Source organism: Mycobacterium sp., from assembly GCF_049673265.1.
GTDB lineage: Bacteria > Actinomycetota > Actinomycetes > Mycobacteriales > Mycobacteriaceae > Mycobacterium.
Window position 1 is genome coordinate 1 of sequence record NZ_JBATXN010000514.1, and the last position, 10,932, is coordinate 10,932.

Consider the following 10,932-nt stretch of genomic DNA (forward strand, 5'->3'; position numbering starts at 1 on the left):
TGGATGGCAATGTCATTGCGCACCGCACCAGCCACCAGCAGAAGCGACTGCAGGGTTACCAGCCCGGCCACGATCAGCACCCCAACCCGTGCCCAGCGGACGACGCGATGCCCCCGAGTGTTGGGCAGCTCGCCGCTACGGCCGTGAATCAGGATGCGCGCCAATGCTTTCAGCGAGGCCAGCGCCCCAAAAGCATCTGCAACCCTGGCGGGGATCTTCACAATGCGGCCTTGATGGCGGCGTGCAGCTGCCGCAGCGAGGATCGATCGGCCTTGACTTCGAGCACCCGCATCCCGGCGCCGGCTTCGTCCAGCGCGGGACCGAGCTCGTCGACCTCGATCTGTCGGCTGTCGACGTGGTAGGCACGACACAGCGCGCCGACGTCGACGTCGTGCGGGGTGCCGAACACCCGCGAAGACACGTCAGAAAAGCGCGGATCGCCCTGCTCGAGCAATTCGAAGATGCCGCCGCCGTTGTCGTTCGACACCACGATGGTCAGGTCGGCCGGTACCGGCTCGGTGGGCCCGATCAGAAGCCCGGAGCTGTCGTGCACGAAGGTCAGATCGCCGATCAACGCGACAGTGCGCCCGCCTGAGCGCTCGTGCGCCAAAGCCGCCCCGATCGCGGTGGACACCGTGCCGTCAATGCCGGCGACCCCGCGGTTGGACCGCACTGTGATCTGTCCGCGACACCTCGCGGATCCGAGCCCCACCAGCGCGGCGTCGCGCACCGGGTTGGACGCGCCAAGCACCAGTTGGTCGCCGGGGCGCCGCGCCTCGGCGACGGCGGCGGCCACGTGAAGACCGGTGGTCAGCGGGTGGGCCTTGAGCTGTCCGCGCACCGCGGTGATCGCATGCCGGTTGAGCTCGGCGCAGCGGTCCAGCCACGCCGGGTTCGGCTCACCGGTGGTGATCGCCCGGGTGCCGGTGGCCGCGGAGTTACCCGACACATCGGGCCAGCGCGGGCCGGTGGTCAGCGCGTAGACCGGCACCGACGGGTCGGCCAGCAGCGCCGAGACCGGTCGGTGCAAGGTGGGGCGGCCCAGCATGATCACCTGCTGCGGGCGCAGCAGCGGCAGCGCCAGCGGATGCAGCGGGTTGGCCGCCGCCGGGGCGGTCGGCTCGGCGACGGTGGGCAGCGCGGCCAAGTCGGGTTGCTCGCCGGCGCCGTGGCCGGCGATCACGACGGTGTCCGGGCTCAGGTCGATATCCAGCGGCTGGTCGAAGCTGACCTGCGGAGAGTAGGTCCACGGTTTGCCGCCCGGGCGTCCCTGCGGGGTGCGGCCAGCATCGGGGTCGGGTACCAGCGGCTCGCGCAGCGGGATGTCGAATTGCACCGGCCCGGCGTTGGCGCTGCGGGCGCCGGTAGCCGCCGCCAGCACCCGGCAGGTGGCCGACCGCCAGGTCGCGTTGAACGCGTCCATCTGCTCGGGCGCGTCCTCGGCCAGCCCGAGGCTGATCGTGGCGCGCACCTGGGTGCCGAAGTAGCCCAACTGCTCCATGGTCTGGTTGGCGCCGGTGCCGAGCAGCTCGTAGGGCCGGTTGGCCGACAACACGATCAGCGGCACCCGCGCGTAGTTGGCCTCAACCACGGCCGGACCCAGGTTGGCCACCGCGGTGCCCGACGTCATCGCCACGCAGACCGGCGAACCCGCGGCGATCGCCAGCCCGATCGCCAGATACCCGGCGGTCCGCTCGTCGATGCGCACATGCAGGCTGATCCGGCCGGCCTGGTCGGCGTCCTGCAGCGCAAACGCCAGCGGGGCGTTGCGCGAGCCCGGGCACAGCACGACATCGCGGACGCCGCCGCGGATCAGTTCGTCGACGACGACACGGGCCTGGGCCGTCGAGGGATTCACCCGACCAGCCTATCGAGTGCGCGTCAGACGCCCATAAAGCCGAAGAATTGCAGCGCCGCGGAGTTGACCGCGTCGGGGCGCTCCAGGAATCCGAGGTGCCCGGTGTCGGCGAGCTGCAGGTACTGGCCCTTGGGTATGGCGTCGGCGACCTCGCGGCCCAGGTGCGGTGGCGTCACGATGTCGTCGGCGAAACCGAGTACCAGCACGGGCGCGGTGATGTTGCGGTAGGCGGGCAAGTGATTGCCCTGTGGCGAGATGGCGCCCTGGCGGATCATCCCCGGGGTGAGCTTGACCGGCCAGATGGTGAACATGCCGATCCACTCGGCGACGGCCTCGTCGTTGCTCAGCGTCTTGGGCGAAAAGCTCTCCAGCAACCGGATCTTCGCGTCGTAAGCGACCGGTAGCTGCACACCGGAGGCGGCAAACTCGTCTTCGGCGCTGCGGAAGAACTCCCGCGCCCGGTCCAGCCGGCCCCGGGTCGCCATCAGCACCGCCTGGCTAACCAAATCGGGCCGGGCCACCATCAACTCCTGGGCGATGAACGCCCCCATCGACACCCCGACGATGCGCACCGGGCCAACGCCCAGCGATTCGATCAGCGCGGCGGTGTCGGCGACCATGCTCTCGGTCGTGAAACCGTCGGCGTTTGCCGTGGCGCCCACACCGCGATTGTCGAAGGTGATGACGCGGTAGCCCGCCGCCAGGAAAGCCGGGACCTGATACAGATGCCAGGTGCGTCCGGCACCGCCGCGTCCGGCGATGAACACGACGGGCTCACCGGTCCCTTGGTCGTCGTAAGCCAGGTTGATCACGACGACGAACCTACGCGACGCCCGCGCGGTGGCAGTATCTGGCAGCTCGCGGCGTCGACCTGGCAGCGGCCGCTGAGCTGGAATATCAGGGAACGGAATCGATGAGTTGGAGGAGGAACGAACGACATGGCAGAGCTCGCACTCACGCAGGCCACCATCGAATACCAGGAGTTTGGACCGCAGGATTCGGCGCACCCGCCGGTGCTGTTCATCCACGGCATCTTGGTGGACGGGCAACTGTGGCGCGCCGTCGCCGAAGAGCTGGGTCGCCGCGGGTACCGCTGCATCGTGCCGACTTTGCCGTTGGGCTCACACACCATCCCCGTCCGCGACGCCAGCGTGCTATCGCTGGCCGGTGTCGCGGAGCTGATCAACGACGCGATCGTCGCCCTCGACCTTTCCGATGTGACGCTGGTGGGTAGCGACACCGGCGGAGGGCTATGCCAACTGGTCGTCGACGCCCATCCAGACCGGATTGGCCGGCTGGTGCTCACCAATTGCGATGCGTTCGACAAATGCCCTCCTGCCCCGTTCGATCTGGTGTTCGCCGCGCTACGCGGCCCGGTCTCGATCAAGGCGCTGATGGGACCAATGCGGTTGGGCGCGCTGCGCCGCTCCCCGCTCGGGTACGGCCTGCTGATCAACCAGCCCGACCCGAACATGACGGCCGACTGGCTGCAGCCATGCCTCAAGGACTCGCGCATCTGCCGCGATCTGGCGGCACTGCTGCGTCAGGTCGCCAAGACCGACCTCACCGATGTCGCCACCCGGCTACCGCGGTTCAACAAGCCGGTCACGCTGGTCTGGGGTCAGGCGGATCGCTGTTTCACACCGAGCCTGGGCCGCCGCCTGGCCGGGGTGTTCAGCAACGGGAAGTTGATCGAGGTGCCCGACGCGAAAACCTTTGTCGCGCTAGATAACCCGGAAGTGGTGGTCGAGGCAATCGCGGGCTAGCCGGCTATGCCCAAAACGCGCACTCATGCCCGTGCGCAGCGATTCGATCCAGGATCCGGTTGACTGCCGTTGCGGGCTGGTCGGTCAGGTCGAAGCCGGTGAACTGCAGGTCGACGACGATGTTGGACTTGGCGGCCAGTACCCGGATGTCGGTGTATTGCTTGTCGCCGGTAGCCACGTTGGAGATCATCGTCGCGCACCCGGAATCGATCGTGTCGCCGATCCGGTAGGAGTCCTGCCAGTCGGTTGGCAGCGGATACGCGTACTTGAACTGCCGGCCGGCGCATTGGCGCCATTGGGCGCTCTGGTTGGCAACGAAATCCTTTGCGGCCACGTCATTGTCGAAGGTGGCGGCGCTCTGATCGACCCAGTGCGGCACGCCTCCCGGACTCACGTCTGACTGCCGCACCTCGTAGAAGTCGCGGTACCCGCTGCCGTCATAGGAGCCTGCCATACTGCTGAACACCGCACCCACACAGTTGGCAGGCTGATAGATTCCCCGGGCCTCGGGCCGGGTCAAAGTGTCCTGGACGTCCATCTCGTCGAACTTCAGCAGCTGCTTCATTTCGTCGAGGCTGAGCAGCAGCGCGCCCAGGCCGTGTGCCTTCGCAGTGGGGTTTTTCGCGCCGCCGCGCACGGTGGCGGTTCCGGCGACGGTCGAGGTGCACCCAACCAAGATCCACACCAGGACCGCGATGACGCCAAGACGCCGCATCCACCAAGCATATGACCGCTAACAGCTTGACAGCGGCGGCAATTTAACGGCGGCCGGCCTTGGCCCGCGCGGCGGACAGCGCCCGGTTCCACAGCAGCTGCGTCCCGGCCTTCAGCTGAGCCGGTTTGGCCACGTCTCTGGCCATCAGCGCGGTGGCAGCCGCCTTGGTCTTCGCGGATGCCTTGGACATGTGGCCGGAGTCGAACGGCGGCTGCGGGTCGTATTCCATCGACAGCTGGATGACCTTCGCGCGGTCCTCACCGCCGATTCGCCCCGCCAGCCACAGGGCCAGGTCGATGCCCGCAGACACCCCCGCGCTGGTCACGATCTCCCCTTGGTGGACAACGCGCTCATCGCCAACGGGGATGGCGCCCAAGCCTTTCAGCATCGGAAGGGCCGCCCAATGCGACGTGGCGCGTTTGCCGTCGAGCAAGCCGGCGGCCGCAAGGATGATCGAACCGGAGCAGACCGACGCCGTCCACGTCGCACTCTGATGCGCCTGACGCACCCAGTCCAGCAACTTCTCGTCGCGGGCGTGCGCCACGGTGGTCATCCCGCCGGGCACCAAAACGATGTCTGGCGAGGGGGTTTCGTCAAACGAATGAGTTGCGCCGATGACGAGAACGCCGGAGTCGGCGGTGACCGGGCCGGGTTCGTGCCACACGAAGCGGACCTCGGTGTCGGGCAGCCAGCGCAGCACTTCGTAGGGCCCGATGAAGTCCAGCGCGGTGAATCCCGGATACGTCACGATCGCGATCTGCATAGCTGCTCCTTGGTTAGGCGAAGGTCTTGCGATACTGGTCTGGTGATACGCCGACGCGCCGAATGAAGTTGCGGCGCATGCTTTCCGCGGTGCCGAAGCCGCATCGCGCAGCGATCACGGCCACCGTGTCGTCGGTCTCTTCGAGCTGGCGGCGCGCGGCCTCCGTGCGGACCCGTTCGACGTAAGCGCCGGGCGCCTCACCGACCTCAGTGGTGAATACGCGGGTGAAATGCCTTGGGCTCATGGTGGTTCGGCGGGCCAGCTCCGCGATGCTGTGCGCGCCACCCGGTTCGGCTTCGATGGCTTCCTGGACGTCGCGTATCGGCTGACGCTTGGCCCGCGGCATCCACACCGGCGCGGCGAACTGGGTCTGTCCGCCGGGCCGCCGCAGGTAGAGCACCAGCCACCGGGCCACCGTCTGCGCCACCTCGGTGCCGTGGTCGTCTTCGACCAGCGACAGCGCCAGGTCGATACCCGAGCTGACGCCCGCGGCCGTCCACATCGTCGGCGAGCTGCGCACGAAGATCGGGTCGGGGTCGACGACGATCGCCGGGAACTCCCGCGCCAGTTCGTCGGCGTAGGCCCAATGCGTGGTCGCCCGGCAGCCGTCCAGCAGACCGGCCTGCGCGGCCAGGAAAGCTCCGGTGCACACGCTGGCGACTCGGCGGGCCCGCGGCGCCGCAGCGACGATCCAGTCGATCAGGCGCGGATCTTGCCGGCTACCACGTGCACCGCGGCCGCCGGGCAGGATCAGTGTGTCGACGGGCTCGCTCGGGTCGGGCAGGCCGGCGGCGGCGAAGGTCAGCCCGGTTTCGGTGGGCACCGGTTGCCCGTCGATCGACACCACCGCCAGCTGGTATCCCTCTTTCGCGTCGGCGGCTAACGCCAGCGACGCCGCGGTGAACACCTCGAACGGGCCGACCAGGTCCAGCGCCTGGACGCCTGGGAACGCGACGATCAGGACTTTTCGCGTCATACCGGTAAGTGTTGGGCACGAACGCGATGGCGTCTACGCCATGTACCCCACAGATCAGGACATCGGCTGAGAACTAGAGCTTCTTGAGGCCCCGGACGATCTTGAAAAACGCTGGGTTGGCCAGCACGCCCTTGCGGACGCTGCGTTGCATTGCCGTCACATTGGCCAGCACGATGTAGCGCACTCCGTGGTCACGCCACTGGGCTGCTTGGCCGATGATCTCGTCGGGCGTGCCGGCCAGCAGCATGTGCCTCAGGAGTTCGGTTGGAACTTTCTTGGTGTAGGACAACGCTGTCTGCTCGTCCCAGTCCTGGGGGAGGATGTCCTGCGCGCCGGTAAAGCCGACTCCCAGCGGGTGCTGCGCGCCGTGCTGGGCGAAAAATTCGTCGGGTGCGGTCAGACCAAACGCTTTGACCACTTCTGACCCGAGTGCCTCGTCCACGTCGGCGGCGGTGCGGCCCGTGACGACGAACAGCCACATCGCCGGAACGATCGACATCGGGTCCCGGCCAGCGTCGGATGCTGCTGAACGCACGACGTCGAGGCGGCGTGCGTACTCCTGAGGCGAATGCGGGAAACCGGGAAAGAAACCGTCGCCGTAGCGGCCCACGGCCCGCAGCATGCGGGGTCCATGCGCGCCGATCCAGATCTCTGGCCAATTGCCGCGGTAGGGCGGCAGATCAAAGATTGCGTTGTGCAATGGGAAAAACGGTGAATCCCGAGTGACCAGTTCGCCTTTCGAGTCCCACAACGCCCGGATCGTCGCCATTGCCTCCTCGAAGCGGGCGACGGGTTTCGACCAGTCCACCCCGTAGGGCTCGTTGCCTTCGCGTTCGCCGCTTCCGATGCCCAGGATGGCCCGGCCGCGGGTGAGCAGATGCAGCGTCGCCGCCGCCTGCGCGGTGACCGCGGGGTTACGCCGGCCGGTGTCTGTGACACCCACGCCTAACCGCATCCGGCCGATGCGGTTACGCGCCGCAATGTGACCGAGCATGGTCCACGGCTCGAGGTAGGCATCGAGAGACGGCATAAACCTTGACACGCCTGCGTATTTCGGCGTCCAGAGCGATCGGGGGAACAGCGAGTTGAGGTGGTCGGGTACCCAGAATGAATCGACTCCACTGGCGACCGCGCCCAAATAGCTTGCTCTGGTAAAGCTGTCGGCGCTCGGCCGGGCAGCGACGATCGGATCGATGATGCCAATGCGCATTGAAGTCATCCTAGCGTCTGCAGCTATTTCAAAATCGGCGACGCGATCAGCGGGTAGCAGGCCCTGACCCGGTCGATCCACCACTGCCGGCGCTGCGGCGAGGCGGCCAGCGCCGCCAGCCGCGCCGGATCGGGTATCACTCGCGCGACCTGTAGGTAGCCGTCGACCGGCGCGACAGCCTCGGCGACATCCTCGACGAACAACCCACCGGTGCCCAGCCCGCAGGCATGATGCAGTTCCGGCAGCGCGGCGGCCGCGGTGAGGCCGACACCGATCCCGACGGCCGAGTCCAGCGCGCTGGAGATCACCACCGGAATGTCGATCTGCGCAGCGATCTTCAGCAGAGCCGAAACACCGCCCAGCGGAGCAACTTTCAGCACGGCTATATCGGCGGCCCCGGCGCGGACCACGGCCAGCGGATCGCCGGCTTTGCGGATGCTCTCGTCGGCCGCGATCGGCACCTCGACCCGGCCGCGCAGTTCGGCGAGCTCGTCGACGGTGCCGCAAGGCTGCTCGAGATATTCCAGCGGGCCGCTCGCGGTGAGCGCCGACGCGGCCTCGACCGCCTGCGCGACGGTCCACGCGCCGTTGGCGTCGACCCGCACAGTGGGAACCAGGGCGCGGACCGCGTCGACCCGGGCGACGTCGTCGGCGAGGGTCTGGCCGGGTTCGGCGACCTTCACCTTCGCGGTGCCGACGCCGGGGAAGCGGGCCAGGATTTCGGGCACCTGCGCGGCGGGGATGGCCGGGACCGTCGCGTTGATCGCGATGCGGTCCCGTCGCGCCGGCGGCGGCTGGGAGTAGGCCGATTCGAGGGCAGCGCCCAGCCAGTGCGCGGCTTCGGGGTGGTCGTATTCCAGGAAGGCGCCGAATTCGCCCCAGCCGGCCGGGCCGTCGATCAGCGCAAGCTCGCGGGTGGTGATGCCGCGGAAGCGCACCCGCATCGGCAGGACCACGACGTGCAGGCGGTCGAGAACGTCGTCCAGGGCTGGCGTCACTGCGCGTAGACCTGCCGGCCCGCCAAAAACGTGGCGCGGACGTCGAGGTCGGCGATCTGTTCAGGCGGCATCGTGCGGGGATCGGCCGACAGCACCACCACGTCGGCGTACTTGCCGACCTCCAGCGAGCCGATGATGTCGTCGGAAAACAGCTGCCACGCCGCATCGATGGTCTGCGCACGGATGGCCTGCTCGACGGTCAGCCGCTCTTCGGGTGCAAGGACCCGTCCGCTGGGCGCAGTGCGGGTGGCGGCCACGCTGATGTTGCGCAGCGGCTCCTCGGGCGTGACCGGCGGATCGTTGTGCAGCGAGATCCGCATTCCGGTGGCCAGCGCGGAACCGGCTGGCATCCAACGGGATCCGCGCTCTTCGCCGAACAGGCCGTCGACGAGCACGTCGCCCCAGTAATGGATCTGATCGACGAAAAGGCTGCAGGTGACGCCGAGGTCGGCGGCGCGCTGGAGTTGCTCGTTGCGGATGGCGCCGACGTGTTCGAGCCGCAACCGGTGGTCGTTGCGGGGATGTTGGCGCAGCGCCTCTTCGTACACGTCGAGGATGGTGTCCACGCCGGCGTCGCCCATGACGTGGCAGGCCATCGGCCAGCCCAGCGGGTAGTAAGCGCCGACGATCTCCGTGAGCTGTTCGGCGGTGTAGTTGGCGCACCCGCACGAACCCGGCGTCACGCCGATGGCTCGGGTGGTGGCCGTGTCGAGGTAGGGGAAGCTCAGGTCGATGTTGCCGATCCACGGCGAACCGTCCACCCAGATCTTGATGCCGACCTGGCGCACTAGGTCGTCACCTTGGCCGGGTGTCGCGTCGGTGGACATCTGCGGATTGGAGATCTCGTAGGTACGCAGCCGAACGGTGAGTCGGTCGTGCAGGCCGCCAATCAATGGCCGGAACGCCGGGTCGAAAGCCATCTCCGAACAGGTGGTCAGCCCGGCCCGGTTGAGCCGGGCGCACTCGGCCAGCAGCATCGCCGGGTAATCGGTCGGCGAAATAGCGCCGCTTAGCAGCGGAAACACCGCGCCGGTTTCCTCGGCAGTGCCGTCCAGATCGCCGTCGGCGGTGCGGCCAAACTTGGCGCCCTTGGGGTCGGAGGTGTCGCGGTTGAGGCCAGCACGCTGGGCGGCGTGCGAATTGAAGTAGGCCTTGTGCCCGGAGTTGTGCACGATGACCAGCGGCCCGTCCGGTGCGATCTCGTCCAGCCAGCTCTGCGTCGGCTGCGGAAGTCCGATCTGTAGTGCCGGATCCCAGCCGTTGAGGTAGGCGCCGTCGGCTCCGCGTCGAGCCGCCTCGGTGCGGACCGCGTCGACGACGTCGTCGGCGCTGCGCATGGTGACCGGTCGAATGTCAACCAGCCGGTCCGACAGCACGATGGCTTCCATCAGCGGATGCCCATGCGCCTCAACGAATCCCGGCATCACGCAGCCGTCGCCGACGTCGATGGTCTGGGTGGCGGCGCCGATGTGCTCGCCGATCTCGGACCGGTCGCCCACGGCGATGATGCGACCGTCGGCGACGGCGAGCGCCTCGGCGGTGGGCCGGGCTTCGTCGACGGTCAACACGGTCCCGGTGATGACGACATCTGCATCGGCCATGTGCTCGGATAGTAGTGATCGCGATGGGGTGCGAGGGTCCAGCTCACGCGAATTGCAACACGTTCTAGTCTGGCAACATGAGTGACGAGCTGCTGCGCAACCCGACCCATAACGGCCACTTGCTGGTGGGCGCGCTCAAGCGCCACAAGAACAGGCCGGTGCTGTTTCTCGGCGACACCACGCTGACCGGTGGTCAGCTGGCCGAGCGGATCAGCCAGTACATTCAGGCGTTCGACGCGCTGGGCGCCGGCACCGGCGTCACCGTCGGCCTGCTGTCGCTCAACCGCCCCGAGGTGCTGATGATCCTCGGCGCCAGCCAGACCCAGGGATATCGGCGCACCGCCCTGCACCCGCTCGGCTCGCTGGATGACCACGCCTATGTGCTCTCCGACGCCGGCGCCACCTCGCTGATCATCGACCCGAACCCGATGTTCGTCGAGCGCGCGCTCGGTCTGCTGGAAAAGGTGGACTCGCTCAAGCAGATCCTGACGATCGGCCCGGTGCCCGAAGCCCTGAGGGATGTGGCCGTGGATGTGTCGGCGGAGGCGGCCAAGTACCAGCCGAAGCCGCTTACCGTCGCCGACCTTCCGCCGAACCACATCGGCGGCCTGACCTACACCGGTGGGACCACCGGCAAGCCCAAGGGCGTCATCGGCACCACCGGGAACATCGCCACCATGACGTCGATCCAGCTCTCGGAATGGGAATGGCCGGAGCACCCGCGGTTCTTGATGTGCACGCCGCTGTCGCACGCGGGTGCGGCATTCTTCACGCCCACCCTGGTCAAGGGCGGCGAGATGATCGTGCTCGGCAAGTTCGATCCCGCCGAAGTGCTGAAAGTCATTGAAGAGCAACGTATTACGGCCACCATGCTGGTGCCGTCGATGCTGTATGCGCTGATGGACCACCCGGATTCGCATACCCGCGACCTGTCGTCGCTGGAGACCGTCTACTACGGCGCCTCGGCGATCAACCCGGTCCGGCTGGCCGTGGCGATCCGGCGGTTCGGCCCGATTTTCGCCCAGTACTACGGGCAGTCCGAGGC

General features: G+C 67.7%; 10 protein-coding genes and 1 pseudogene. 2 read left to right on the plus strand and 9 right to left on the minus strand.

The window, feature by feature from the left end; translation table 11 throughout:
* The 3 genes and pseudogenes from WBF82_RS17740 to WBF82_RS17750 form a co-directional block, all read right to left on the minus strand.
* A pseudogene (locus WBF82_RS17740) lies at positions 1 to 182 on the minus strand (DUF3592 domain-containing protein); the annotation flags it as partial.
* Between the two features lie 35 nt (positions 183 to 217).
* Positions 218 to 1,858 (minus strand): 2-succinyl-5-enolpyruvyl-6-hydroxy-3-cyclohexene-1-carboxylic-acid synthase, encoded by a 1,641-nt coding sequence (gene menD, locus WBF82_RS17745; protein ID WP_424384273.1) that lies wholly within the window; start codon positions 1,856 to 1,858, stop codon positions 218 to 220.
* A 23-nt stretch (positions 1,859 to 1,881) separates the two neighbouring features.
* On the minus strand, positions 1,882 to 2,670 hold the full coding sequence (locus WBF82_RS17750) for an alpha/beta fold hydrolase (protein WP_424384274.1): 789 nt from the start codon (positions 2,668 to 2,670) through the stop codon (positions 1,882 to 1,884).
* 126 nt (positions 2,671 to 2,796) lie between these two features.
* On the opposite strand from WBF82_RS17750, the gene WBF82_RS17755 reads away from it, so the two are divergent.
* Positions 2,797 to 3,624, plus strand: a complete 828-nt coding sequence (locus WBF82_RS17755; protein WP_424384275.1) for an alpha/beta fold hydrolase — start codon at positions 2,797 to 2,799, stop codon at positions 3,622 to 3,624.
* A gap of 4 nt (positions 3,625 to 3,628) precedes the next feature.
* Here the strand turns inward: WBF82_RS17755 and WBF82_RS17760 are convergent, their stop codons facing one another.
* From WBF82_RS17760 to WBF82_RS17785, 6 genes are all read right to left on the minus strand, one after another.
* Positions 3,629 to 4,339 (minus strand): sensor domain-containing protein, encoded by a 711-nt coding sequence (locus tag WBF82_RS17760; protein ID WP_424384276.1) that lies wholly within the window; start codon positions 4,337 to 4,339, stop codon positions 3,629 to 3,631.
* A gap of 43 nt (positions 4,340 to 4,382) precedes the next feature.
* Positions 4,383 to 5,102 carry a DJ-1/PfpI family protein gene (locus tag WBF82_RS17765; protein WP_424384277.1) on the minus strand — a complete coding sequence of 240 codons (720 nt, stop codon included), beginning with the start codon at positions 5,100 to 5,102 and terminating at the stop codon, positions 4,383 to 4,385.
* 13 nt (positions 5,103 to 5,115) lie between these two features.
* Complete coding sequence (locus WBF82_RS17770; RefSeq protein WP_424384278.1) at positions 5,116 to 6,078, minus strand: GlxA family transcriptional regulator; 963 nt, start codon at positions 6,076 to 6,078, stop codon at positions 5,116 to 5,118.
* A gap of 73 nt (positions 6,079 to 6,151) precedes the next feature.
* Positions 6,152 to 7,297 (minus strand): LLM class flavin-dependent oxidoreductase, encoded by a 1,146-nt coding sequence (locus WBF82_RS17775; RefSeq protein WP_424384279.1) that lies wholly within the window; start codon positions 7,295 to 7,297, stop codon positions 6,152 to 6,154.
* 14 nt (positions 7,298 to 7,311) lie between these two features.
* The gene (locus WBF82_RS17780) at positions 7,312 to 8,286 is read right to left on the minus strand and encodes an o-succinylbenzoate synthase (protein WP_424384280.1); all 975 of its coding nucleotides are present in this window, start codon (positions 8,284 to 8,286) and stop codon (positions 7,312 to 7,314) included.
* The gene (locus tag WBF82_RS17785; RefSeq protein WP_424384281.1) at positions 8,283 to 9,887 is read right to left on the minus strand and encodes an amidohydrolase; all 1,605 of its coding nucleotides are present in this window, start codon (positions 9,885 to 9,887) and stop codon (positions 8,283 to 8,285) included. The genes WBF82_RS17780 and WBF82_RS17785 overlap by 4 nt, the downstream gene beginning before the upstream one ends.
* Positions 9,888 to 9,964: 77 nt before the next feature.
* Here WBF82_RS17785 and WBF82_RS17790 point away from each other — a divergent pair.
* Positions 9,965 to 10,932: AMP-binding protein (locus WBF82_RS17790; RefSeq protein ID WP_424384282.1), on the plus strand; the 968-nt coding region annotated here is incomplete at its 3' end.

What these genes read in the sequence shown, in the direction of transcription:
- WBF82_RS17775 (WP_424384279.1), bottom strand. Translation starts at nt 7,297, where the DNA reads ATGACTTCAATGCGCATTGGCATCATCGATCCGATCGTCGCTGCCCGG.
- WBF82_RS17755 (WP_424384275.1), top strand. Translation starts at nt 2,797, where the DNA reads ATGGCAGAGCTCGCACTCACGCAGGCCACCATCGAATACCAGGAGTTT.
- WBF82_RS17770 (WP_424384278.1), bottom strand. Translation starts at nt 6,078, where the DNA reads ATGACGCGAAAAGTCCTGATCGTCGCGTTCCCAGGCGTCCAGGCGCTG.
- WBF82_RS17785 (WP_424384281.1), bottom strand. Translation starts at nt 9,887, where the DNA reads ATGGCCGATGCAGATGTCGTCATCACCGGGACCGTGTTGACCGTCGAC.
- WBF82_RS17760 (WP_424384276.1), bottom strand. Translation starts at nt 4,339, where the DNA reads ATGCGGCGTCTTGGCGTCATCGCGGTCCTGGTGTGGATCTTGGTTGGG.
- WBF82_RS17765 (WP_424384277.1), bottom strand. Translation starts at nt 5,102, where the DNA reads ATGCAGATCGCGATCGTGACGTATCCGGGATTCACCGCGCTGGACTTC.